This window comes from Priestia sp. 53B2, assembly GCF_056099005.1.
Genome location: NZ_JBLZXA010000009.1, coordinates 130173 through 154635 on the forward strand (window position 1 = coordinate 130173; position 24463 = coordinate 154635).

23 protein-coding genes are annotated in these 24463 nt (G+C 39.8%); 1 reads left to right on the forward strand and 22 read right to left on the reverse strand.

All coding sequences use genetic code 11. The features are described from left to right. Positions 1 to 213: 213 nt before the first annotated feature. From trxB to uvrB, 20 genes are all read right to left on the reverse strand, one after another. Positions 214 to 1167 carry a thioredoxin-disulfide reductase gene (trxB, locus tag ACN6NE_RS09890; protein WP_013059713.1) on the reverse strand — a complete coding sequence of 318 codons (954 nt, stop codon included), beginning with the start codon at positions 1165 to 1167 and terminating at the stop codon, positions 214 to 216. 111 nt (positions 1168 to 1278) lie between these two features. Then, entirely contained in the window at positions 1279 to 2781 is a 1503-nt protein-coding gene (locus tag ACN6NE_RS09895) for a tetratricopeptide repeat protein (protein ID WP_129705356.1), read from the reverse strand. Positions 2782 to 2962: 181 nt separating this feature from the next. Then, positions 2963 to 3586: a bifunctional phosphoribosyl-AMP cyclohydrolase/phosphoribosyl-ATP diphosphatase HisIE gene (gene hisIE / locus ACN6NE_RS09900; protein WP_013059715.1), complete on the reverse strand. Its 624-nt coding sequence runs from the start codon at positions 3584 to 3586 to the stop codon at positions 2963 to 2965. After that, positions 3583 to 4341 (reverse strand): imidazole glycerol phosphate synthase subunit HisF, encoded by a 759-nt coding sequence (hisF, locus tag ACN6NE_RS09905; RefSeq protein WP_025752585.1) that lies wholly within the window; start codon positions 4339 to 4341, stop codon positions 3583 to 3585. The genes hisIE and hisF overlap by 4 nt, the downstream gene beginning before the upstream one ends. Next, positions 4341 to 5075 carry a 1-(5-phosphoribosyl)-5-[(5-phosphoribosylamino)methylideneamino]imidazole-4-carboxamide isomerase gene (gene hisA / locus ACN6NE_RS09910; protein WP_474325275.1) on the reverse strand — a complete coding sequence of 245 codons (735 nt, stop codon included), beginning with the start codon at positions 5073 to 5075 and terminating at the stop codon, positions 4341 to 4343. Before hisA ends, hisF begins: the two co-directional genes overlap by 1 nt. Continuing rightward, positions 5068 to 5709: an imidazole glycerol phosphate synthase subunit HisH gene (gene hisH / locus ACN6NE_RS09915; protein ID WP_129705360.1), complete on the reverse strand. Its 642-nt coding sequence runs from the start codon at positions 5707 to 5709 to the stop codon at positions 5068 to 5070. The genes hisA and hisH overlap by 8 nt, the downstream gene beginning before the upstream one ends. Further along, on the reverse strand, positions 5710 to 6294 hold the full coding sequence (gene hisB / locus ACN6NE_RS09920; RefSeq protein ID WP_474325276.1) for an imidazoleglycerol-phosphate dehydratase HisB: 585 nt from the start codon (positions 6292 to 6294) through the stop codon (positions 5710 to 5712). 75 nt (positions 6295 to 6369) lie between these two features. Beyond that, entirely contained in the window at positions 6370 to 7638 is a 1269-nt protein-coding gene (gene hisD, locus ACN6NE_RS09925) for a histidinol dehydrogenase (RefSeq protein ID WP_129705363.1), read from the reverse strand. A gap of 15 nt (positions 7639 to 7653) precedes the next feature. Continuing rightward, entirely contained in the window at positions 7654 to 8286 is a 633-nt protein-coding gene (hisG, locus tag ACN6NE_RS09930; RefSeq protein WP_013059721.1) for an ATP phosphoribosyltransferase, read from the reverse strand. Continuing rightward, positions 8286 to 9467 carry an ATP phosphoribosyltransferase regulatory subunit gene (locus ACN6NE_RS09935; RefSeq protein WP_013059722.1) on the reverse strand — a complete coding sequence of 394 codons (1182 nt, stop codon included), beginning with the start codon at positions 9465 to 9467 and terminating at the stop codon, positions 8286 to 8288. The genes hisG and ACN6NE_RS09935 overlap by 1 nt, the downstream gene beginning before the upstream one ends. A 183-nt stretch (positions 9468 to 9650) precedes the next feature. Then, positions 9651 to 10178 (reverse strand): acyltransferase, encoded by a 528-nt coding sequence (locus tag ACN6NE_RS09940; RefSeq protein WP_013059723.1) that lies wholly within the window; start codon positions 10176 to 10178, stop codon positions 9651 to 9653. After that, positions 10175 to 10822 (reverse strand): pyrophosphatase PpaX, encoded by a 648-nt coding sequence (ppaX, locus tag ACN6NE_RS09945; protein ID WP_474325277.1) that lies wholly within the window; start codon positions 10820 to 10822, stop codon positions 10175 to 10177. The genes ACN6NE_RS09940 and ppaX overlap by 4 nt, the downstream gene beginning before the upstream one ends. Before the next feature lie 60 nt (positions 10823 to 10882). After that, positions 10883 to 11716, reverse strand: a complete 834-nt coding sequence (lgt, locus tag ACN6NE_RS09950; protein WP_474325278.1) for a prolipoprotein diacylglyceryl transferase — start codon at positions 11714 to 11716, stop codon at positions 10883 to 10885. Positions 11717 to 11732: 16 nt separating this feature from the next. Then, a complete protein-coding gene (gene hprK, locus ACN6NE_RS09955) occupies positions 11733 to 12668 on the reverse strand; it encodes an HPr(Ser) kinase/phosphatase (protein ID WP_013059726.1) in 936 nt (311 codons plus the stop codon). Between the two features lie 190 nt (positions 12669 to 12858). After that, positions 12859 to 13224, reverse strand: a complete 366-nt coding sequence (locus ACN6NE_RS09960; RefSeq protein ID WP_013059727.1) for a phage holin family protein — start codon at positions 13222 to 13224, stop codon at positions 12859 to 12861. A gap of 2 nt (positions 13225 to 13226) precedes the next feature. After that, on the reverse strand, positions 13227 to 13421 hold the full coding sequence (locus ACN6NE_RS09965; protein ID WP_013059728.1) for a PspC domain-containing protein: 195 nt from the start codon (positions 13419 to 13421) through the stop codon (positions 13227 to 13229). 41 nt (positions 13422 to 13462) lie between these two features. Further along, positions 13463 to 14554, reverse strand: a complete 1092-nt coding sequence (locus ACN6NE_RS09970) for a DUF4097 family beta strand repeat-containing protein (RefSeq protein WP_474325279.1) — start codon at positions 14552 to 14554, stop codon at positions 13463 to 13465. A 38-nt stretch (positions 14555 to 14592) separates the two neighbouring features. Next, positions 14593 to 14904 (reverse strand): hypothetical protein, encoded by a 312-nt coding sequence (locus ACN6NE_RS09975; protein WP_013059730.1) that lies wholly within the window; start codon positions 14902 to 14904, stop codon positions 14593 to 14595. Positions 14905 to 14991: 87 nt separating this feature from the next. After that, positions 14992 to 17868 (reverse strand): excinuclease ABC subunit UvrA, encoded by a 2877-nt coding sequence (gene uvrA, locus ACN6NE_RS09980; RefSeq protein ID WP_129705373.1) that lies wholly within the window; start codon positions 17866 to 17868, stop codon positions 14992 to 14994. Between the two features lie 6 nt (positions 17869 to 17874). Further along, positions 17875 to 19854: an excinuclease ABC subunit UvrB gene (gene uvrB / locus ACN6NE_RS09985; protein WP_474325280.1), complete on the reverse strand. Its 1980-nt coding sequence runs from the start codon at positions 19852 to 19854 to the stop codon at positions 17875 to 17877. A 335-nt stretch (positions 19855 to 20189) separates the two neighbouring features. On the opposite strand from uvrB, the gene ACN6NE_RS09990 reads away from it, so the two are divergent. Further along, positions 20190 to 21851 (forward strand): sigma-54 interaction domain-containing protein, encoded by a 1662-nt coding sequence (locus tag ACN6NE_RS09990; protein WP_474325281.1) that lies wholly within the window; start codon positions 20190 to 20192, stop codon positions 21849 to 21851. 66 nt (positions 21852 to 21917) lie between these two features. On the opposite strand, the gene pruA is transcribed toward ACN6NE_RS09990, so the two are convergent. Continuing rightward, complete coding sequence (gene pruA, locus ACN6NE_RS09995; protein ID WP_474325282.1) at positions 21918 to 23489, reverse strand: L-glutamate gamma-semialdehyde dehydrogenase; 1572 nt, start codon at positions 23487 to 23489, stop codon at positions 21918 to 21920. Between the two features lie 27 nt (positions 23490 to 23516). Then, positions 23517 to 24431, reverse strand: a complete 915-nt coding sequence (locus ACN6NE_RS10000) for a proline dehydrogenase family protein (RefSeq protein ID WP_013059735.1) — start codon at positions 24429 to 24431, stop codon at positions 23517 to 23519. Between the last annotated feature and the right edge of the window lie 32 nt (positions 24432 to 24463).

Here is a 24463-nt window from a genome sequence, read left to right on the forward strand (position 1 = left end):
TAAATTTTCTGAAAATAATTCATTGCTGTTATATACGTAAATTCAATCTGTTATAGTCACAAAAAAGAGGCATAGGAACACGTCCTATGCCCGACATACATATATTTTATAAAAGGGGGTCAATTACTATCTATATAGTAACCCATCAATGTTTCACAGGTGTTACAGAACAGTTAAAACCGAATTACGTTTTGTAAAAGATTGATTTCAGCCTTATTGCTGAATAGCTTTTAACTTTTCTTTTAACTCTTCTACATAGTGCTGAGCCGCTTGAGCAGCAATGCTGCCATCACCTGTAGCTGTTACAATTTGACGAAGAGCCTTTTCACGAACGTCTCCAGCTGCGAACACACCTGGTACTTTTGTTTCCATTTGCTCGTTCGTTTCAATATATCCTTCTTTATTCGTGATGTTTAGGCTTTCGAATGGTTTTGTTAGTGGAACCATTCCAACATAAATGAATACGCCGTCCGCACCGAACTCGCGCTCTTCACCTGTTTTTGTGTCTACTAACGTTACGCTGCCTACTTTACCGTCTTTTTCATTTACTTCTTTGACCGTTGTATTCCAAATAAAATCAACTTTTTCGTTGTCAAATGCACGCTGCTGTAGGATTTTCTGCGCGCGAAGCTCATCGCGTCGGTGAATAATTGTTACTTTTGTTGCGAAGCGTGTTAAATATACGCCTTCTTCAACTGCAGAGTCTCCACCGCCTACAACGACTAGCTCTTTACCTTTAAAAAATGCGCCGTCACATACAGCACAATAAGATACGCCGCGGCCGCCTAGTTCTTTTTCTCCTGGCGCGCCTAATTTTTTATATTCCGCACCAGTAGCAACGATTACTGAACGTGTTTTATATTCTTTGCTGCCTGCACGAACTGTCTTGTATTCTTCTCCGTCGATGATTTCTTTAATATCACCGTACGCATATTCCGCACCGAATTTTTTTGCATGCTCAAACATTTTGTTAGAAAGGTCAGGACCAAGGATATGGTCATAACCTGGATAGTTTTCTACATCTTCCGTATTAGCCATTTGACCTCCTGGAATTCCGCGTTCAATCATTAGTGTTGATAAATCTGCACGAGATGTATATACAGCAGCAGTCATACCTGCTGGACCTGCCCCAATAATAATGACATCATAAATTTTTTCTTCTGTCATTGCTTTACACTCCTTTTAGGAAATTCCTTCGTAGTTGATTCCAAATTTATGGATAATTATTTCGTTAACACTATCCTAATATGTTCTTCCTATTACCGTCTATTTTTTTGCTCAATTTAATAACGTATTCACAATTTTACTGTACTTTCTAACTGTTGCAGCGGAAATGGAATATTGTTTTGCCGCATCGGCTTGAGTAATAGCCTGCCTTTTTTCTTTCGCCCATATATATGTGACGGCTGCAGCCCATGCATTTACGTTCACATGCTGAAAATCATAGGATTGTTTATATACCTGTACATATACATAAAACCAAAAGCTTAAAAGATCCTGGATATCACTTTCATTCTGCGATTCCATCTCCAGTTCAATAACATCTGCCACCTCAAAAATTACATGGTGTTTATCCTGCCATACATACGTATATACTTCATCTAAAAGTGTACTCATATGTATGGACGACTTGATTTCTTCTAAAAGAAGCAGACGCTGCTGTTCAGGAAGCTTTTTTGCCATATACAAGCTGTAAAGCTGATCGTGAACATTTTTTGTTGCACACTTCTTTTTCGCTGTAACATCCACTTTCGATTGAAAAACCTTCGCAGCTTTTTGACTGATGCGCCAAGGCTCCTCTCCTTCTTTATCAGGAACGTCTTCCAATGCCAGCTTCCACATTTCTTTAGCGAACGCTTCACGTCCGGTATAGTAAGAGGCATATGAGAGCCAATAATGAAATGAGTTGTCTCCTTGAAATCCTTGTGTATAAAGCTTTTTTAACCATCTGTATGATAGTTTGTATTGACCAATCAATGCAAATGTTGCTCCAAGCTTATAGCGGTGTTCAAATGACATTGGATAAACGCGGCTAAGCCCGTCTGTAAGCTCCTCAACTTCTTTATGCTTGTGGCAATAATAATAGAAAATCAGCTGATTGCATAACGCATGAAGATTTCCAGGGTTTTTCTCCAATACTTCATTCAGCAAATCCATTGCCTCATCAATTTTATTTAAATAAAAATAAGCTAACGCTAAATTATTATATGCAGACCAGAATTCTGGATACTCATCAATTATTTCAGTTAACAAATCCACTGCTTCTTCAAAATTCGTTGCTTCAAGCAGTCTTTTTGCTTGTTCTTGTTTTATAATCAGCATGTCGCCTAGCTGATTTTTAGGCTCTTCATCTTCTTCATCCACATCAATTGATAGTAAATCTAACAGATCTGTAGCCGATCGAAAGAGGTCACCACTTGGAAAATGCTCAATGTAATACATCGCGTATTTTTTTGATTCTTCAAACAGTCCAAGATGCGCATAGCTGTTGGCTATATAGTAGTAACAGCTTCCTAATGTATCGTCCATATGATGAATCACATGGAGAAAAAGCTCGTTGGCATCTTGATAATCTCCCCGCTCCGTTAAAGCTACTCCAACGTTTGTAAGAAGCTGTGGATTACGGGCATTTTCTTTGTTTGCACGCGTTAAATACTTGAGCGCTTTATCCGACTCCTCTTCTTCAAACGCCTGCAGCGCTTTTTCGAAATAGAAGTCACCCGTTTGCGAAAATGGAATTACTTGTGCCATTTTTTGAATTACTTTTGAGTGTTTTTCCATTAAGCCCTCCAAATAAGTTGATAATTTCGACGTTCGTAGTATATCACATTTGCCAAGAAGTTTAATACCTCTATTCAAAAAAGGAGCCTGTAAGCAGTCGTTTCTTGACACAAATAAGAGAAGGTTTTGCCTCTTTTATCTAAAATGAGACAACTCCTTCTCTCCTTTCACTATGTAGCTATTAGCTAGAGTGACGCTCTTTTAATACTGATAGGACATCGTCTAAAGGCAGCTTTTGCTCACGAAGTAAAACAAGTACGTGGTACAATAAATCTGCAACTTCCCACTTCAGCTCATCATGGTCACGATTTTTTGCTGCAATAATCACTTCACCAGCTTCTTCTCCTACTTTTTTGAGGATTTTATCTACGCCTTTATCGAATAAGTACGTCGTATAAGCTCCTTCTGGCATTTCAGCTTCACGCTTAGCGATTACTTCTTCTAGCTCATTAATAATAGCAAACCGATTATCGTTTTGTTTATTTTCTCCAAGAATTGTTTCATTAAAGCAGCTGTAAGCCCCCGTATGACAAGCAGGACCTTGAGGCTCCACTTTTACAACAAGAGAATCAGCATCACAGTCATATGCCATGCTCACAATTTTTTGTGTGTTTCCAGAGGTTGCGCCCTTGTGCCACAACTCTTGTCGAGAACGGCTGTAAAACCATGTTTCACGTGTATCAATTGATTTTTGAAGTGATTCTTCGTTCATATAAGCCAATGTTAAAACTTCTTTGCTCACAGCATCTTGTACAATAGCTGGCACAAGTCCATCACTGTTGAATTTAATGTTTTCAATCGTCATCGAATGCTCACTCCTTGTTGTTTTGCATAGCTTTTAATTTCTTTTACAGATGTTTCTTTATAGTGAAAGATCGAAGCCGCCAAAGCCGCGTCAGCTTCTCCTTTTTCAAACGCATCGACAAAATCTTGACCATTTCCTGCGCCCCCAGAAGCAATAACAGGAACGCTCACCGCTTGGCTGACTGCTTTGGTTAATGCTAAATCAAACCCTGACTTTTCGCCATCTTTATCCATACTCGTTAACAAGATCTCACCCGCACCGCGCTTCACTGCTTCTCTTGCCCAGTCGATTACTTCCCAGTCCGTTGCGTTGCGGCCTCCGTGTGTATAGACTCGCCATGATTGTAAACTTTCATCGTACTTAGCATCGATGGCTACCACAATACACTGAGCTCCAAAAAAGTCGGACCCTTCTGTAATCAGTGCTGGATTGAGTACGGCCGCTGTATTTAATGACACTTTGTCTGCACCAGCACGAAGCATTCTCTTCATATCTTCTAATGCATTAATTCCTCCACCCACCGTAAAAGGAATCGCTAGCTGAGATGCTACTTCTTCTACAACATGTACCATTGTTTTGCGTCCTTCATGAGAAGCAGAAATATCTAAAAAGACTAATTCGTCTGCGCCTTCTTCATCGTAAAATTTCGCCAACTCTACAGGATCTCCTGCATCTCGAAGTTCCACAAACTGAACTCCTTTTACCACACGGCCGTCCTTTACATCTAAACAAGGAATGATTCGTTTTGTAATCATTACGCTTTCACCTCTTGAAGTGCTCCAGCTAATGTAAACTTATTTGTATAAAGTGCTTTCCCTACAATCGCACCAATAACGCCGTCAGCTTCATATTTCTTTAGTGCATCTAGATCAGCAAGCTTACTAACTCCCCCTGATGCAATCACACCTTTTCCGGTAGCCTTAGCCATTTCAACAATTCCTTGCACATTAGGACCAGATAACATACCGTCGGTAGAAATATCAGTAAAAATGAATGTTTCTGCACCAGCATTAGCCAATTCTTTTCCTAGTTCTGTCGCTTTAATTGTAGATGTTTCCACCCAACCTTCCGTTGCAACGTAGCCATCGCGTGCATCAATACCAATAGCAATACGCGCACCATATTCCTTCAGCATTTTTTTCACAAATTCAGGATTAGAAATAGCTGCACTTCCTAAAATAACGCGGTCGATTCCATTTTCTAAATAGTAAGCAACGTCAGCTTCTGAGCGAATGCCACCTCCAATTTGCACACGTACATCTAATTTCTTTTTCACGCCCAGCACAAATTCATCATTCACGCGCTTGGCCGCTTTTGCGCCGTCTAAATCAACCATGTGAATCCACTGAGCGCCTTCACTTGCGAATTGTGTGGCCATATCTACCGGAGAATCTCCGTACACCGTTTCTTTTGTGTAATCTCCTTGAAGCAAACGGACGCACTTTCCTCCGCGCATATCAATGGCTGGATATATTTCAAATTTACTCATACGATGGGCTCCTTTTCTCTACGAAGTTTGCATAACTTTGCAGCATTTGCATTCCAATTGCACTGCTTTTTTCAGGGTGGAATTGAGTGCCAAATACGTGTTCTTTTCCAACAACTGCTGGAACTTCAACATCATAAGGACTTGTTGCTAAAAGCACGTCTTGGTCATTTGTTTTTACGTAATAAGAGTGAACAAAGTACACGTGACCTTCACTGATTCCATCAAGTAGGGCAGACTGCTGATGAAAATTTAAAGAGTTCCAGCCCATATGCGGAACTTTATATGTCTGTCCTTCGGCAGTAATGCCGGGAATACGCTCGACTCTCCCTTTTAACAGTTCCAGCCCTTTTGTTACGCCGTTCTCATCGCTTTCTTCAAATAAAAGCTGCATACCTAAACAAATTCCAAGCAAAGGCATTCCTTGTGCTACTTCTTCTTTAATAAAGTCCGTCAGCTTTGTTTGATTCAGCTGTTCCATCGCATCTTTGAATGCTCCAACTCCAGGAAGAATCAGCCCTTTTGCCTTTCTTAGTTCTGCAGGATCTGCGGAGATAATATAGTCATAGTTTAATCGTTCAAGAGCTTTACTTACGCTGTATAAGTTGCCCATCCCATAGTCGATAATTCCAATCATTTACAACATCCCTTTCGTCGAAGGCACACCTTTGACACGCGGATCAATCGTTGTCGCTTCGTCCAAAGCACGTGCTAAAGCCTTAAATACCGCTTCAATAATGTGGTGTGTATTTTTACCGTAGTGTACAATTACATGTACATTCATGCGAGATTCTAATGCAAATTTCCATAAAAATTCATACACAAGCTCTGTATCAAATGTACCGACGCGCGACGCGGGAATGTCACCTTTAAATTCAAAATGAGGACGATTGCTTAAATCCACTACAACTTGAGCCAAAGCGTCATCCATTGGTACAAAAGCATTTCCATAGCGCTTAATTCCTTTTTTATCACCGAGCGCTTCTTTGAACGTTTGACCAAGGCAAATACCGACATCTTCCGTTGTATGGTGATCATCAATCTCCGTGTCTCCATCTGCTTTTACATCAAGGTTAAACTGTCCGTGTTTTGTAAATAAATCGAGCATATGATTTAAAAAAGGAACGCCTGTATCAATGTTCGCTTTTCCATCTCCATCGATTCCAATCGCTAATGCAATATCCGTTTCGTTTGTTGTACGTTTAATACTTGACTCTCTCATTGTGAAACTCCTTTCAACTGTGCATGTAATAAGTAAAGAAAAGAACATTTCTACTCTTTTCTTTTAATCTCCATCTTATTTTTTAAAGCGTTCTTCAACCGCCCTTGCATGAGCTTCTAGCCCTTCTAAACGAGCAAACGCTGCGATTTTCGAGACATTTTTCTGCAGGGCTTGTTGGCTGTATGAAATGATACTAGACTTTTTCACAAATGAATCAACTGATAAAGGACTTGAGAATTTCGCTGTCCCATTTGTTGGAAGAACATGGTTTGGTCCCGCGAAATAATCGCCAACAGGTTCTGAGCTGTATCTTCCTAGAAAAATAGCACCGGCATGACGAATAGAACCTAAAAGTTCAAGCGGACTTTCAGTCATAATTTCTAAATGCTCAGGAGCTAATTGATTAACAGCTTCAACCGCTTCTTCTAATGACCCGGTCACATAAATAGCGCCATGGTTATCAATAGAAGGTTTTGCAATTTCTTTACGAGGTAAAGATTCTACTTGTCTTTCCACTTCTTCTTTAACAGCTTCGGCTAATTTCATAGAAGGCGTAACTAAAATACTTGAAGCTAATTTGTCATGTTCTGCTTGAGACAATAAATCAGCGGCCACTTCGTTCGGCTTAGCCGTATCGTCTGCTAGTACGACAATTTCACTAGGTCCAGCAATTGAGTCAATGTCTACTAAGCCATATACTTCTCTTTTCGCTAATGCAACAAAGATATTACCTGGCCCTACAATTTTATCGACGGGTTGAATTGTTTCTGTTCCATAGGCAAGTGCTCCTACTGCCTGAGCTCCCCCTACTTTATAAATCTCTTTGACCCCAAGCTCACTCGCTGCTACCACTACTCCAGCAGGAAGCGCACCGTCTTTTCCTGGAGGTGAAACCATCACGATACGTTTTACACCTGCCACTTGAGCAGGAATGACATTCATTAAAACGGAAGAAGGATACGCCGCAAGGCCTCCCGGTACATAAACACCTACTGCATCTAAAGGCGTTACTTTCTGCCCTAAAATGGTGCCGTCTTCTTTTGTTGTCATCCAAGACTGCTCGACCATTCTTTCGTGGTAATCACGAATGTTGTCAGCAGCTTCACGAATGATTGACAGCATATCTGCATCAACCAGCTCATAAGCACGCTTCTTTTCTTGTTCTGTCACAAGCAAAGAAGAAAGCTCAACGCCGTCAAATTGGGCTGTATACCTTTTTAAAGCTTCGTCTTTTTGCTCTTGCACCTGCTTTAAAATATTTACGACAATTTCTCTTTGAGCACTTGTCCCTTGATCAATCGTACGCTTTAAGCTCACTTGTTCTGTTACACGTGTAATTTTCAATGTATGTCACCTCTTTTATACAGGTTGAACCACTTGGGCTAAACGATTCACTAAATCATCAATTCGTTCGTCTTTTAAACGATAGCTCACAGGGTTCACAATCAAACGCGATGTAATATCTTCAATGTGCTCCAATTCAACAAGTCCGTTCTCTTTTAGTGTTTGTCCCGTTGATACAATATCAACGATCCGATCAGCCAGGCCGATTAAAGGCGCTAATTCAATCGAACCATTCAATTTTATAATTTCTACTTGCTCTCCTTGCTCCCTGAAATAAGTAGATGCTACATTTGGATATTTGGTTGCCACTTTTTGAGCAATTTCTGATTTTTTAGCATTAGGCAAACCGGCAACGGCCAGATGACATTTACTAATATTTAAATCCAACAGCTCATAGACATCTCGTTCTTCTTCTAACATTACGTCTTTACCTGCAATACCAAGATCCGCTACTCCGTATTCTACATAAGTAGTAACGTCCATTGGTTTTGCTAAAATAAAGCGCATGTTCTCTTCAGGAATATCTACAATCAGCTTGCGCGAATCGTCAAATTCTGGCGGCAATTGAAAGTCTGCTTGACGCAAAAGTTCAGCTGCTTCTTCAAAAATACGTCCTTTTGGCATTGCAATTGTTAATAGTTCACTCATTATTGTCCCCCCTTGCCTCGTTTTCCAATTAGAAACGTGACTTCTTCAAACTGTGCAGTAAATACATCAACATCATCAACGCCTGCAATTTCCTGAGTCACTACCCGGTATCCTTGCTTGCGCTGTTCAGCAGCTAAAGCTAATGCCTCATCTAAACGCTCCTGGCTATATAATATGCCGTATACTGCTGAAGGCTCATATACTTCTTCGCCCAGCGCTTCAATTAAGCGGTCGAGCTGAATTCCAAATCCTGTAGCTGGTGTTTTAGACGCAAATTTTTCAAGAAGCTGGTCATAACGTCCTCCATTACCGATATGGAAACCAACATTTTCAGCAAAGACTTCAAATAAAATACCTGTATAATAGCTCATATGACTGACTAAGTTAAAATCAATTTTAATTTCATCCGTTACACCGTACGCATCAAGCATATTCCATAGCTTTTTCAAATCACCAGCTGCTTTTTTACCAGCTTCGTTTTCAACTAGTTCAACTGCTTCTTCAATCTTCTTTTCATCTCCGCGCAGGTTAAGCAGCTGAAGGAGACGCTGTTTATCAATAGAAGATAGATTCAAATCTTTTACATGATTACGATAGCCCACGTAATTTTTCTCATATAAAAAGCGGCGAAGCACGTTAGCACGTTCTTCATTTCCGACAATTTCTAAAAAAAGCGAATTAACAAACCCGATGTGGCCAATTGCCACTTTAAATGATTTAAGTCCCGCTCTTTTTAATGCGCCGATCATGAGAGCAATGACTTCAGCATCGCTGCTCATCGTAGCGTCTCCAATTAGCTCAACGCCTATTTGTTCAAACTCCGCCGGGCGGCCACCCTCACGCTGCTGAGCTCGGAATACATTTGCTTCATAAGCTAAGCGCAAAGGAGAATTATTTAAAAGTTTTGAAGCGGCCACACGTGCAAATGGTGTTGTTACATCCGGTCGCAGCACAAGCGTATGCCCTTCTTTATCTAAAAGTTTAAACAATTGTTGATCTAAAATAGCTGATGCGCTTCCTACCGTCTCGTAGTATTCCACAGTAGGCGTTGCCATATATTGATAGCCCCAGCTGCCGATTTCATCTGCCAGCTGATTGCGAACTTGTTTTTTTCTTTCAAAAAGAGCTGGCAGTGTATCTCTCATTCCAAGGGGTTTTTCAAACATAAATAACTTTGACATTCCGACACGTCCTTTAAGCTTGATTTTATCTATTAAGGAACCATTGATAGGTTGATTTTGCTTTATCACGCTAATGTATTAGCGAAATAACAAATTAAAGTTATTGATAGTTTACACCCGATAAAGTCAGCCGTCAACCGCCAGTTGTTCAAATTTACAAAAAAAACCACAGCTTAGTTCTTGCTAAGTTGTGGCTTTAGGTTCTGCTTCCCTGCGCTTTTCCATTTCTTCTTTTGTATAGATGACACGCATAGGGTTACCTCCAACAAAGAAACCGGGTGCTACATCTTTATGAACCACCGTTCCAGCCGCTACAACCGCTTCGTTGCCGATTGTTACGCCTGGAAGGATGGTGCTATTTGCTCCAATCATCACTTCATCCCCAATGATGACATCTCCAAGACGATATTCCGTTATCAGATATTCATGAGCGAGAATAGTTGTATTGTATCCGATAACCGTATTGCGTCCTACTTGTATTTTTTCAGGAAACATAATATCGAGCATCACCATAAGGGCAAAGGAGGTTTGAGGTCCTACTTTCATCCCTAAGCACGCTTTGTACAGCCAGTTTTTCATCGAAAGAAAAGGCGTATAGCGAGCGCATTGAATGATGAGGAAGTTGCGCACTACTTTCCAAAAAGGCACGGTCTTATAGACATGCCAAAGGGAATTAGCTCCTTTAACCGGATAGCGCGTCGTTTTTCTCACTGACGTTCTCCTTTTAATATATCAATTAAATCCGTCATATTCTCTAAAATAATATCAGGATTATAAGAAGCGATATGATCTCTTCCTTTTGCACTCCAAGCAACTCCAGCTGTTTTCGTATAAGCTCTTTGGCCAGAAACGATGTCATGATGGTTATCTCCCACCATCAGCGCTTCTTCAGGTTTAGTCTCAAGCAGCTTCAGTGCTTTTTCTACTGGCTCAGGATGCGGCTTTGCATTTGTTACGTCTTCAATTGCGACAATCGCATCAAAGAACTGGTCTAACTTTGTTAACTTAAGCCCCATCATGACCGTATTTCTTTGCTTTGTTGTGACAATACCTAATTTATAATTCTGCTCGTGCAGCCATTTAACTGTTTCAAGTACGCCTTCAAATTCTTTAACAAGCAAATCATGATTGGCTAGATTATGCGTGCGATACATCTCAATCATTTCGTTTACTTTCGTTTTATCCATTTCTACAAACGTGTCGTATAAAGGAGGTCCCATAAACTGTAAAATATCTTCACGAGTATATTGTTCAGGGTAATAGTGATTAAGCGTATGAGTAAACGAGGCAATAATTAATTCATTTGTATCAATTAACGTACCGTCTAAATCAAACAAAACCGTATTAATCGTCATTATTCATTTCCTTCCCTTGCGTCAAATCAAGTTTGTGTAAACCTTGTAGCTTTTCTTCATTTACGCCTTAGATTGTGCTTCTTCATTCTCTAAGTATTTCTGTTTACTCATTCCCGTCACGCGGCGGATAATAATTAAAATAATGGCTATTACAATCAGTGCAAGTGAAACAACTTGAGCGATTCTGAGTGTATTCGTCAGCATTAAGCTATCCGTGCGAAGCCCTTCTACAAAGAAGCGTCCAACTGAGTACCAGATTAAATAAGATAAGAAAATTTCTCCTTTTCGCAGACTGGTGCGGCGAAGTACCACCAACAGGATAAATCCAGAAAAATCCCATAATGATTCGTATAAAAACGTAGGATGATAGTATGTACCGTTAATATACATTTGGTTAATAATAAAATTTGGAAGGTGCAACCCTTCTAAAAAAGCACGGGTAACCGGCCCCCCGTGTGCCTCTTGATTCATAAAGTTGCCCCAGCGCCCAATGGCTTGGCCAAGGATTAAACTAGGCGCAGCAATATCAGCCAACTTCCAAAATGAAATCTTTTTTACTTTCGAATACACAATGGCAGTTAATACGCCTCCGATTAAGCCACCATGAATGGCAATCCCACCTTGCCAAATCTGAGGTATTTCATTTAAATGCTTTGAATAGTATCCCCATTCAAAGGATACATAATAAATTCGTGCACAAATAATAGCTATTGGCACAGCAAATAAGATAAGATCAACAAATGTATCTTTTGATAAGCCTCTTCTTACACTTTCTCTTGTCGCAATATAAAGACCTAATAGAACACCTGCACCGATAATTACGCCGTACCAGTAGACCGTTAGAGGGCCAAGTTCAAGGAAAACGCGATCTAACGGCTGAATAGTTGCTTCCACAAGTTAACACCCTTTCTTATAAATCTTCACGATCTCCTTCTTCAATTACATCTGTTAGACGTGCAGAAAATTGTTCTGCTGCGTTAATACCCATACGCTTTAAGCGGAAGTTCATTGCTGCCACTTCAATGATAACAGCTAAGTTTCGTCCCGGACGTACTGGCAATGTAATTTTTGTAACGTCTGTATCAATGATTTTCATTTTATCTTCTTCTAAACCAAGGCGATCATAATGTTTCTGCTGATCCCATGTCTCTAACTGAATAACAAGTGAAATTCGCTTATAGCTTCGTACAGCTCCTGCGCCGAATAGCGTCATCACATTGATGATCCCTAGCCCTCGAATTTCAAGCAAATGCTCGATTAAACCAGGCGCATTTCCTACAAGCGTGTCTTGGTCTTCTTGACGGATTTCCACACAGTCATCGGCTACTAGGCGATGTCCCCTCTTAACAAGCTCTAGAGCTGTTTCACTTTTACCAACGCCGCTTTTTCCCATGATTAATACACCAATTCCGTATATATCAACTAATACGCCGTGCAGGGCAGTAGTAGGTGCTAGCCGGCTTTCAAGAAAATTCGTTAAATGGCTGGAAAGTCGCGTTGTTTTAAAGCTTGAACGCAGCACAGGAACTGATTCACGCTCTGAAGCTTCGATAAGTTCTTTCGGTACATCCATTTCGCGCGAAACAATGATAGCCGGCGTGATATCTGTACACATCTTTTCCATTCGAACTTTTTTTTGTTCATCATCTAACTGTTTAAAAAATGATAGTTCTGTTTTACCTAACAGCTGGATACGTTCCGCTGGGTAATATGTAAAATAACCTGCCATTTCAATACCTGGACGTGAAATATCACTTGTTGAAATAGGGCGGTCGATTCCTTCTTCTCCGCTAATAAGCTCTAATTTAAATTTCTCAATGATGTCTTTTGTACGTACTTTAACCACCGTGCATCCTCCTTTTATGAACAGTCATATATCTGTTCATGTCTACAGTATATCCAACTCTCGCTTTTATGTCGCGTTTGGTTCTACTAGCCATTTTATTTTATCATTAATATGGAAAGAAAAGAAAAAAAGATGACATAGGCTGCATCGCCTTACCATCTTTTTTAGAAAATTAAATATTGCAAGAAAGTTATCTTCTATTTTGAAGCGGTTCAACAATCACTCGTTGAATAAGCGCATTTAAAAGCGACATGATTACCGAGGCTAAAAGCGCTGTACCAAACCCGTCAATATTAAAAGAATCTCCCATAACACTTTGTGTAATCATCAGCGTAATGGCATTAATGACGAATAAAAATAGGCCAAGCGTAAGAAATGTCACCGGCAGGGTAAGTAAAATTAAAATCGGCTTAACAAACACATTCAAAATTGATAGAATCAAGCTCGCGATAATAGCTGCACTGACTGATTCCAAGTGAAAGGTGTCAATATAACCTGCGATTACGATTAATACGAGGGCATTGATTAAAATACTAATAATTCCACGCAATAACATTTTTAGAAATCTCCTTCTTCATTTGGAACTAAAAACACAAAAATCATATATAAAATGACCGGGGTACCTACTGTAAAAAATAAACTGATGATAAACAATACGCGCAGTAGTGAAGCATCTATTCCGATATACTGAGAAATACCGCCGATCACACCCGCAAGCTTGCGATTTGTTCGCGAACGATACAACTTTCGCACGTTAATCATCTCCTTTGCTTTTTTACTAAACCAAGCGTTTTCTATTTTATAACAATTGAGCCCGTTTTGGATTCAGCTAACAATTTATAGCCTTTAGGAGAAGCGACATTGGCTTTGAAACGAAGTTGTTTCATCACCGTTTCTTTTTTCTCATCTACTATTTCCATCTCAGGAAGTGTACATGTAAAATTCCCAAAGTTAGATTTCAAATCTCCATCAACGGAGAGGTGGGGCGGCGTATAGAGCGCAATGCTCCCCGTAGTCGTTTTGAAAAATGCTTTTTCAATGCGCTCTCCTTTTAAATACGTATCAATATCTCCGTTAAATGTTTGAACGTCAATTTTCTTTGTGTCCCCATCAAATTTAACCGTTCCATTGATTGTTTCAAGCTCACATTTTGAAGCGAATATTCGAGAAAGTTCCATATGCCCGTTTGATGTCTCCATTTCAAGAGAATGGCTATTCACATCGTAAAAGCGGATGGTACCATTAGCTGTTTTGGCTTTCAGGTCTCGTACGCTTAGTCTTTCCCCATCGATTGAACCATTAAACATACGGAGCTTGACGCGTTCATATTCCATTTCTGGAATATAAATGATCGCTTTCACCTTCATTTGCTTTTGCTGAATTGCAAAGCGCAATTTGCCATTTTCAATGGAAAATGCCGTATGCTGCAAGAAAGTGCGGCGCGCTTCATCCGAATTCTCTACTTTGTAGATAGCAGCTTCACACTCTATTCGTACTTCTGTACTTCCCCAAGGTCGGAGTTGAACGCTTCCATTTGCTAAATCTACGTCAATCTCTTGAATATATGCTTCTGATTGTTGAAAGATGTGCTGAACGTCAATCGAAGGACCAAAGTTAAAATCTAAATCTCCTTCTTTTACTTTTTTTACCGTTTGATCTACAAATGTAAATAATTTTTCCTTTAAAGAGCTTTGAGATGACTTAGAAGCGTACGTTTTTTTCTGTTTTCCTCCTACATAAGGGGATAGCTCAGCTTTATCAGGCGTAGCATAGTAAGAATCATTAGCTGAGTCTTTTTCCAGTGAATTTAGCAAAGTTAAAGCCTCATCTACGCTAAGTTTCCCTTCTTCTACCATCTGTAAAATTTGTTTGCGCTTTTCACTCATACGTTCCATCTCCTCTTTACGTTTTAGTCATTCAACTTTTATCTGCTTAATATTTGTATCCCTTTTACAATATTCCATACAAACACGACAACATTAACTAAAGAGACAACAACTAAAGCTACAATTAAAAGAATAAATACCGTTCCACTAGAGCCAGTAAGAGCAGGAAGCAAGAAAAATAAGAACAAGATCGCTGTAGCGATAGGTAATAAATGTGACAAAAATGCAGTTTTTGCATGTTTCTTTACTTCTATGTTATGAACAACAAAATAAATAATAATAGGTAATAAAAATGGTGCAAAGAAAACGCTAAAATAATTTAAGGAAGATAGTATGCGATTTCCTTCCATAATAATCAGCTCCTTATATCATGTATTACGGTTTAATGAGTTAAAAAGTTTCATTCTTTATAAAAAAGACACCAATGCTGGTGTCTTTTAACGAGTTAATGCCTCTGCTTTTTCAACTTTTTTCTCCATACGCTTACGGTCACGTTCTAAAATTGGCTTCAAATAATGACCCGTATAGGATTCTTTTACTTTTGCCACTTCTTCTGGCGTACCCGCAGCCACAATTTGTCCGCCTTTATCTCCACCTTCAGGTCCTAAATCAAGCAGGTAATCAGCAGCTTTGATGACGTCTAAATTATGTTCGATCACTAGAACCGTATCTCCATTTTCAACTAAACGCTGGAGCACTTTTAATAATCGTGCAATATCATCGACATGAAGACCGGTAGTCGGTTCGTCTAAAATGTACAGCGTTCTTCCTGTTGAGCGGCGGTGAAGCTCTGAAGCTAACTTTACACGCTGTGCCTCTCCACCAGATAAAGTAGTAGCCGGCTGTCCAAGCGTGATATAGCCAAGTCCTACATCGTAAATTGTCTGCAGCTTCCGCTTAATCTTTGGAATGTTTTCAAAGAAGTGAAGCGCGTCTTCAACGGTCATATCCAACACATCTGAAATGTTTTGATCTTTGTATTTCACTTCTAAAGTTTCACGGTTATATCGTTTGCCGTGGCAGACTTCACAAGGGACGTATACATCTGGCAAGAAATGCATTTCAATTTTAATAATACCGTCTCCTCGACAAGCTTCACAGCGGCCGCCTTTCACGTTAAAGCTAAAACGGCCTTTTTTATATCCGCGCACTTTTGCTTCGTTTGTTTGGGCAAACACATCTCGGATGTCATCGAATACACCTGTATACGTTGCAGGGTTCGAACGAGGCGTACGGCCTATGGGAGACTGATCAATATCAATGACTTTATCTAAGTGTTCAATGCCTTTGATTTCTTTATGTTCTCCTGCTTTGCTTTTTGCTTTATGCAGCTTTTGCGCCAATGATTTATGAAGGATATCATTTACCAGCGTACTCTTACCTGATCCAGATACACCTGTAACAGCCGTGAACATACCTAACGGAAGCTTTGCTTTTACATTTTTTAAATTGTTTTCTTTTGCTCCTATAATTTCAATCATCCGATCTTTATCTATTGACCGTCTTTCCGCTGGAAGAGGAATAAACTTCTCTCCTGATAGATATTGACCCGTTAAAGAGTTTTCATCCTCCATCACTTCCTGAGGCGTACCTTGAGAAACAACAGCACCCCCGTGTACGCCGGCTCCTGGTCCGATATCAATTAAATAATCAGCTGCCATCATCGTATCTTCGTCATGTTCTACAACAATCAACGTATTTCCAATATCGCGCATGTCTTGCATCGTGCGAATTAAGCGATCATTGTCACGCTGATGAAGACCGATAGAAGGTTCATCTAAAATATAAAGAACCCCCGTCAAGCGAGAACCAATTTGAGTAGCTAAACGGATCCGCTGTGCTTCTCCTCCTGAGAGAGTTCCAGCAGAGCGGTTCAATGTTAAGTAATCAAGTCCCACGTTAATGAGAAAGCTTAGACGCTCACGAATTTCACGCAGTATCATATCCGCAATCTTCATATCTTTTTCAGATAGGCTGAGACTTTCAAAAAAATCATATGCTTCTTTTACTGAGAAGCGGGTTGTATCTCCTATATGCTTTTCGTCAATAAGCACCGCTAAGCTTTCACGTTTTAAGCGATTTCCTTTACATTTTGGACAAGCTTGCTGAGCCATGTACTTTTCCATTTGCTCACGGATATAATCTGAACTTGTTTCATGATAACGGCGTTCTACATTCCGAAGCACGCCTTCAAATTCGATATGATTTTCTCTTACTTGGCCAAAATCATTTTCATAGCGGAAGTAAATTTTTTCTTTACCGCTGCCATATAATACTTTATCAAATAAATGTTCCGGAATATCTCGCACCGGCACGTCCATATCGATGCCGTAATGTGTACATACGGCTTCAAGCAGCTGCGGATAGTATTGAGAACTTGTTGGCTCCCAAGGTGCAATTGCGTGCTGACGAAGCGTTAAGTCATAGTTAGGAATAACTAAATCTTTATCCACTTCCAATTTCGTTCCTAACCCGTCACACGTTGGACACGCCCCGTACGGACTATTAAATGAAAACATGCGGGGCTCAAGTTCTCCAATGGAGAAACCACACTTTGGACAAGCATGATGCTCACTAAAAAGCAGTTCTTCTTCACCTATCACGTCAATAATTACTTTCCCTTCTCCAAGACGAAGAGCTGATTCCAAAGAGTCCGACAAACGAGCGGCTACACCTTCTTTTACAACAACGCGATCAATCACTACTTCAATGGAGTGCTTTTTGTTTTTTTCCAATTCAATTTCTTCTGTTATTTCACGCATTTCTCCGTCTACTCGAATGCGAACGTACCCTTCCTTTTTAATATCTTCTAATACTTTTACATGGGTACCTTTTCGACCAGATACCACAGGTGCCAGTACTTGAAGTTTTGTGCGTTCAGGGTACTCTAAAATTCTATCTACCATTTGCTCAATCGTTTGAGATGTAATTTCAATTCCATGATTAGGACAAATTGGCTTTCCTACACGAGCAAACAAAAGGCGCAAATAGTCATAGATTTCCGTCACAGTTCCGACGGTTGAACGAGGGTTTCGGCTCGTTGTTTTTTGATCGATTGAAATAGCAGGCGACAATCCTTCGATCGAATCTACATCGGGCTTATCCATTTGACCTAAAAACTGTCTTGCATATGCCGAAAGCGACTCGACATAACGTCTTTGTCCTTCTGCATAGATTGTATCAAAAGCCAAAGAGGATTTACCAGAACCTGACAAACCTGTTAACACCACTAATTTGTCTCGTGGGATTTCAATATCGATATTTTTCAAATTGTGGGCTCGTGCACCTTTTACCACGATTTTTTCCATTGCCATGTTTTATCACCCTTCCGCTTTTAATTCTAGAATCAAGTCACGAAGCTCAGCTGCGCGTTCAAAGTTAAGCGCTTTGGCTGCTTCTTTCATTTCTTGTTCCATTTCTTCTACGAGCTTTGCTTTTTCTTTTTTGTTGAGCTTATCAAATGCCGGTGCTTCTTCATACGTTTCTGTATCTTCTGCTACTACTGTTGCACGAATTGAGCCTCGAACTTCTTTTTGAATCGTTGTTGGTGTAATACCATGCTCTTCATTGTAAGCTTCTTGAATACTTCTACGACGCTTGGTCTCATTGATAGCAATGTCCATGGAGTTTGTGATGCGATCTGCATACATAATGACATGTCCATTAGCATTTCGCGCAGCACGTCCGATGGTTTGAATAAGCGATCGTTCTGAACGCAAGAATCCTTCTTTATCCGCGTCTAATATGGTTACTAACGAAACTTCCGGAATATCTAAACCTTCACGAAGTAAGTTAATTCCTACAAGCACATCGTACTTTCCAAGCCGCAGCTCTCGGATAATTTCAATACGCTCGAGCGTCTTCACTTCAGAGTGAAGATATTGAACTTTAATGCCGATTTCTTTTAAGTAGTTCGTTAAATCCTCAGACATTTTCTTTGTTAACGTCGTAACGAGTACTCGTTCATTTCGCTTAATCCGGTCGTGAATTTCTCCAATTAAATCATCAATCTGCCCTTCAATTGGTCGAACTTCAATATTTGGATCCAATAATCCCGTTGGACGGATAATTTGTTCAATCACATCAGGTGCCTTCTCAAGTTCATAAGGACCTGGTGTTGCGGAAACATGAACAATTTGGTTAATATGCTGTTCAAATTCATCAAATTTAAGCGGGCGGTTATCTAATGCGGACGGCAAGCGGAAACCATGGTCCACTAACACTTGTTTACGCGCTTGGTCTCCATTATACATTCCTCTAACTTGAGGAATCGTAACGTGTGATTCATCCACAACAAGAAGGAAATCTTCCGGGAAGAAGTCCAGCAGTGTATAAGGTGTAGAACCAGCGGGACGAAGCGTTAAATGACGAGAGTAGTTCTCGATTCCCGAACAAAAGCCCATTTCTCTCATCATTTCTAGGTCGTAGCGCGTGCGCTGCTCCAAGCGCTGCGCTTCTAAAAGCTTTCCTGCTTCTTTTAGCTTCTCTAGCTGTTCTTCTAGTTCTTTTTCAATATTTTGAATGGCAACACGCATTTTTTCTTCTCTCGTAACAAAGTGAGATGCCGGGAAGATAGCTACATGTTCACGATCACCAATGATTTCTCCTGTTAGAGCGTCAACTTCTCGGATGCGGTCAATTTCATCGCCGAAAAACTCGACGCGAATACAGTGTTCATCTCGAGACACAGGGAAAATCTCCACAACATCACCGCGAACGCGAAACGTTCCGCGCTTAAAGTCAATATCATTTCTTTCGTACTGTACATCTACTAGCGTACGAAGCAGCTGATTGCGCTCTTTTTCCATTCCTACTCGAAGAGATACGACCATTTCTTTGTATTCTTCCGGAGATCCTAAGCCATAAATACAGGATACGCTGGCAATAATAATGACATCTCTTCGTTCAAAAAGAGAAGAAGTTGCCGAGTGACGAAGTTTATCAATTTCATCATTAATGCTAGCATCTTTTTCAATAAATGTATCTGTTTGAGGTACATAGGCTTCAGGCTGATAGTAATCGTAGTAACTGACAAAGTATTCGACTGCATTATTAGGAAAAAACTCTTTAAACTCACTGTACAATTGGCCAGCAAGCGTTTTGTTGTGAGCCATAATTAGTGTCGGCTTATTTATTTCCTTAATAACATTAGACATGGTGAAGGTTTTTCCCGTTCCTGTAGCACCTAACAAAACTTGATGCTGCTTACCTTCTTTAATTCCTTTCACGATCTTTTCAATTGCCTTTGGCTGATCACCTTGCGGTTGATATGGGGATACTAATTCAAACTGATCTTTCAAATGAAGGCCTCCGTTTCTATTTTCTTGTTTTATCTATTTTTATTACGATATGTAAAAACCGAAAACACGAACTGATATTCGTATTTTATCACTTTATAATCATAAATGAAACTAATGAGTATTAATCTTATATAGTGTTTGTTTGTTTTTATTTTTTACCCTGTTACTTTATTACCCACTAAATTCTTATACTACCCTTTTCGAAGGGAATACAATTCTTTGGATGAAAGCAATAAAAGAAAGTAAGCTGCGTTATTGTTTGAAAAAGATAGGCTTTTGCGCCAATTTCTAAATTATGATACAGTATAAAAAATATGTACTGAGAGGGGTTTAGTATGGCAAGCGTTGATCAAGTTCTTATAAATAACTCCTTTACAACAGTTGAAGAATCAACTTCTTTAGCTAAAGTGAAATCTGAACTTTCAAACTATGACTTCGTTGTAGTCACAGCAAGTACCTTTTATGTAATACAAAAAGATGAACGATACCTTTTAACAGGTCATGACGGGGCATCTTCCATAAAAAAAGTAATAGCGGATACAAATTGGCCTTCATCTTCTACTTCTACGTTAGCCAATTTACAAGCCAACACAAACTGGAACAGACCAGTCCTCATTCAAGCAGAAAACCAAGAAACTACAATAGGACTTGTAACACCTTCACAGTGGATTACACATTTGCATAGCCAAAATGAGATATTAGCTTCCTATTTTGATACATTGGCAGAAACCATTAATGATGCAGTGACAGCGGTCGATAATGAAGGAAATGTAATCTTGTGGAATACTGCTGCGGAACATACGTATAAGATTCAGAGAGATGATATTGTTGGTAGAAAAATCGGAGAGCATTTCAAAGATGAATCCATCATTCTACATACGATTCTAAATGAAGGGCGCCCTGTTCGCGGAACGTATCATCGTCCTAATGAACAAACTCACGTGCTTATCAATGCATCTCCTATTATAAGAAACAATCGAGTCATAGGTGGAGTTGCAACTGAACATGACATTACCAATATTGTAAGATTAAATGAAGAGATTGATGTGTCTCTTCTCATTCCGAAAGATAATCCATTTTCTTCTTTCACGGGTATCAGTCCTGAAATTAAGCAAGCCGTTGACATTGCCAAAAAAGTGGCATCTACAGATATGCCTATTTTATTAACAGGAGAACCTGGTTCTGGGAAAGAAATGCTGGCTCAGGCCATCCACTACGGGGGATCCAAACATAAAGAACCTTTTTTATCTTTAAATTGCGCCACTATTCCATCGGGACTCCTGGAAATTGAGCTCTTTGGTCATCAAAAAGATGTCTTTTCAGAAGATCCAACAACCATTGCGGGAAAACTGGAGCAGGCTCACAACGGGACGTTATTTATTGAAGAAATTGATAAAATGCCTCTTGAAATTCAAGTTAAGTTTCTCCGTTACTTGGAAGAACGATCCTTTTATCACGTTGGAGGCACGGAAGAAATTCAAGTTCAAACCCGAATTGTAGCCTCTACCACGACGCCTTTGGAAGAGTTGCTAAAAGCCGGTGAATTCCATGAAAATCTTTACTATTTGCTGACCGTCATCAACATTATTATTCCGCCGCTTCGAGACCATAAAGAAGACATCGAGGCATTGACTCAGCAATTTGTACAGGAATTCAGCAAGAAGTATAAAAAGAAGGCTCCTTTCATTAGCTCTGAAGTTCTCGAAGCCTTTATGCAATACGATTGGCCAGGCAATATTCGCGAGCTGAGAAATACGATTGAACGAATGATTTTTCTAAGTGATCAGTCGTTGATTACCCTTACGCACCTTCCTGACAATCTGAAGGATGCAAGTTCTTTCACAGAAGTTCAAAAAGAGGAAGAGTCTCTCCAAGAAGCTAGGCTAATAGAAGAGACTCTTCAAAAAACCTATGGAAACAAAAGTGCAGCAGCAGATCTGCTTGGCATTTCACGCGGCACCCTTTACAACAAAATCAAAGAATACGGACTAAACTAATCAAAAAATTCGACACGAAGCTAAAGATGCTTAGTGTCGAATTTTTTGATTTCCTATAGACTGAACTTATTTCTGTTTTCTCGCTGTCATCTTCCCTTGTGTAAATAATAGAAGATAATCATACCCTCCGGCTTTCGAGTCCGTTCCGGACATATTAAAACCTCCAAAAGGATGAACGCCAACTAATGCTCCTGTACATTTTTTGTTAATATATAAGTTACCGCAGTGCATGGTAGCTAACGCCCTTTGAATTCTCTCTTCGTTTTCAGAGAAAAAAGCTCCCGTCAAACCGTAGTCAGTTTCATTGTAAATCTCAATGGCTTCTTCCCAGTTATCTGCTTTTGTCAACGCAAGGACCGGTCCAAAAATCTCTTCTTGCATAATTCGTGCTTTTGAATCCACATCTTTGAATACTGTAGGTTCTATATAGTAGCCATTTCCGGGAGCTTTAGCTCCCCCGGCAATAAGCTTTCCTTCTTCTTTGCCAATTTCAATGTAGGCTAATACTTTTTCATACGCTTTTTGATCAATAACAGGTCCCATAGAAGGATTTTCTTCAGGCAGTCCGACGGTTAATTCTTTTGTTAATGCGGCAACTTTTTGGGCAACCTCTTCATAAACAGATTCTACAATAATCGCTCGAGAGCCAGCGGAACACTTTTGGCCTTGAAATCCAAACGCAGATGCTACGATCGCTTGCGCTGCCGCGTCTAAATCTGCCGTTTCATCTACCACAACGCCATCTTTCCCTCCCATTTCAGCAATGACGCGTTTCAGCCAAATTTGTCCAGACTGTACTTTTGAAGCACGTTCATAAATGCGACATCCTACTTCTCTTGATCCCGTAAAAGAAATAAAACGAGTTTGAGGATGTTCGACTAAATATTCTCCAACTTCTATGCCATCTCCAGGGATAAAATTCAGAACACCAGACGGAAGACCCACTTCCTCCATTAATTTAACAAATTTCGCAGCAATAACCGGTGCAGAATCAGCTGGCTTTAAAATAACTGCATTTCCAGATACAATTCCAGCTACAGTCGTTCCAGCCATGATGGCAAGCGGAAAATTAAAAGGTGAAATGACTACTCCTACGCCTAAAGGAATATACGTCATCTCTGTTGTTTCACCTTCTACCGGCGTTAAAGGCCGATGCTCATTCGTTTCACTTAAACGAATCATTTCTCGCGCATAAAATTCCATAAAGTCAATAGCTTCCGCGGCATCCGCATCAGCTTCTGCCCAGTTTTTCCCCACTTCATAAACGAGCATGGCAGAAAATTCATACTTTCTTTTTCTCATCAGATCTGCTGCTTTAAATAAATAATCAGCACGTTCAGCAGGCGGGACGTTCTTCCATGATTGAAATGCTGCTGACGCTTCTTTCATTGCCTGCTCAGCATAAGCTTTAGTACCACGGCTTACTCTGCCAATCACTTCATCTACCTTTCCCGGGTTCGTAGAGACAATCACTTCTTCTGTTGAGATTTTATCTTTTCCAATCGTGAGAGGATATGTTTGTCCCAGTTCTTTTTTCACTTTCACTAACGCCGCTTGCATCGCTTGTTTATTCTCTTCTAACGAAAAATCAGTAAACGGTTCATTTTTAAAAACTGAGATTTTTGTACTTACTGTCATTTCAACCAGTCCCCTTTAATTAGAAATTTATTTCGCGAAGTTTTTCAGCACAAACCATACGTTGGCGGGACGCTCGGCTAAGCGTCTCATGAAATACCCAAACCAATCAATGCCGTAAGGAACATAAACCCTGACTTTATATCCTTCTTTTACTAGACGGTCCTGCAGCTCTACGCAAATTCCATAAAGCATTTGGAACTCAAATTGGTCATTTGAAATACCATTTTCTCTTACTAATCGTTTTGTGTACTGAATCATTTCTTCATCATGACTTGCTACAGCTGTATAGTGCCCATTTAATAAATGCATTTTAATGATTTTTTTATAGTTTTCATCTACGTCTTTCTTTTCCGGAAATGATACTTCTGGCGATTCTTTGTAAGCTCCTTTTACTAGACGTAAATTGGCTTGATATTGATGTAAGTCATTCATATCTTGTTCTGTACGATAAAGATACGCTTGAATCACAATTCCAACATTATCGAATTCTTTGCGTAATTCTTTATACATATCAAGGGAGATTTGGCAGTGCAAGTAGTCTTCCATATCAATTCGAACAAAAATATTATTCATCCTGGCCGTGTGTAGAATTCTGCGCATATTTTCCATACAAAGCTCTTTGCTAATATCCAATCCTAAAGAAGTCATCTTTAATGATAAATTTGATTGAACGCCCGATTCTGCAATGGCTTCTAGTGTCTGAATGCACATGGCAGTAGACAACCTGGCTTCCTCTTCTGTAAAAACAAATTCTCCTAAATGATCAAGCGTAACAACTTTTCCACTATTGTTAAGCTCCTTGGATGTTTGAATTGCTGATTCGGTTGAGTCTCCAGCAACAAAACGAGCTGCCCCCATCCTCAATCCATACTTTTTAGCTAATTTGTTCATTGAATGATTTTTGCCAAGCGACTGAAACATCGTTCTCATTAATACTTCCATCAATCCTAAACCTCCTTTTATTTTTTAAAATT

What these genes read in the sequence shown, in the direction of transcription:
- ACN6NE_RS09935 (WP_013059722.1), bottom strand. Translation starts at nt 9,467, where the DNA reads ATGTCAAAGTTATTTATGTTTGAAAAACCCCTTGGAATGAGAGATACA.
- hisA (WP_474325275.1), bottom strand. Translation starts at nt 5,075, where the DNA reads ATGAGTAAATTTGAAATATATCCAGCCATTGATATGCGCGGAGGAAAG.
- hisF (WP_025752585.1), bottom strand. Translation starts at nt 4,341, where the DNA reads ATGATTACAAAACGAATCATTCCTTGTTTAGATGTAAAGGACGGCCGT.
- uvrA (WP_129705373.1), bottom strand. Translation starts at nt 17,868, where the DNA reads ATGGCAATGGAAAAAATCGTGGTAAAAGGTGCACGAGCCCACAATTTG.
- ACN6NE_RS09895 (WP_129705356.1), bottom strand. Translation starts at nt 2,781, where the DNA reads ATGGAAAAACACTCAAAAGTAATTCAAAAAATGGCACAAGTAATTCCA.
- hisG (WP_013059721.1), bottom strand. Translation starts at nt 8,286, where the DNA reads ATGAGTGAACTATTAACAATTGCAATGCCAAAAGGACGTATTTTTGAA.
- hisH (WP_129705360.1), bottom strand. Translation starts at nt 5,709, where the DNA reads ATGATTGGAATTATCGACTATGGGATGGGCAACTTATACAGCGTAAGT.
- ACN6NE_RS09960 (WP_013059727.1), bottom strand. Translation starts at nt 13,224, where the DNA reads ATGTTATTGCGTGGAATTATTAGTATTTTAATCAATGCCCTCGTATTA.
- hisIE (WP_013059715.1), bottom strand. Translation starts at nt 3,586, where the DNA reads ATGACGATTGAAAACATTAAATTCAACAGTGATGGACTTGTGCCAGCT.
- pruA (WP_474325282.1), bottom strand. Translation starts at nt 23,489, where the DNA reads ATGACAGTAAGTACAAAAATCTCAGTTTTTAAAAATGAACCGTTTACT.
- ACN6NE_RS09975 (WP_013059730.1), bottom strand. Translation starts at nt 14,904, where the DNA reads ATGGAAGGAAATCGCATACTATCTTCCTTAAATTATTTTAGCGTTTTC.
- trxB (WP_013059713.1), bottom strand. Translation starts at nt 1,167, where the DNA reads ATGACAGAAGAAAAAATTTATGATGTCATTATTATTGGGGCAGGTCCA.
- hisB (WP_474325276.1), bottom strand. Translation starts at nt 6,294, where the DNA reads ATGAGAGAGTCAAGTATTAAACGTACAACAAACGAAACGGATATTGCA.
- ppaX (WP_474325277.1), bottom strand. Translation starts at nt 10,822, where the DNA reads ATGACGATTAATACGGTTTTGTTTGATTTAGACGGTACGTTAATTGAT.
- ACN6NE_RS10000 (WP_013059735.1), bottom strand. Translation starts at nt 24,431, where the DNA reads ATGGAAGTATTAATGAGAACGATGTTTCAGTCGCTTGGCAAAAATCAT.
- ACN6NE_RS09990 (WP_474325281.1), top strand. Translation starts at nt 20,190, where the DNA reads ATGGCAAGCGTTGATCAAGTTCTTATAAATAACTCCTTTACAACAGTT.
- ACN6NE_RS09970 (WP_474325279.1), bottom strand. Translation starts at nt 14,554, where the DNA reads ATGAGTGAAAAGCGCAAACAAATTTTACAGATGGTAGAAGAAGGGAAA.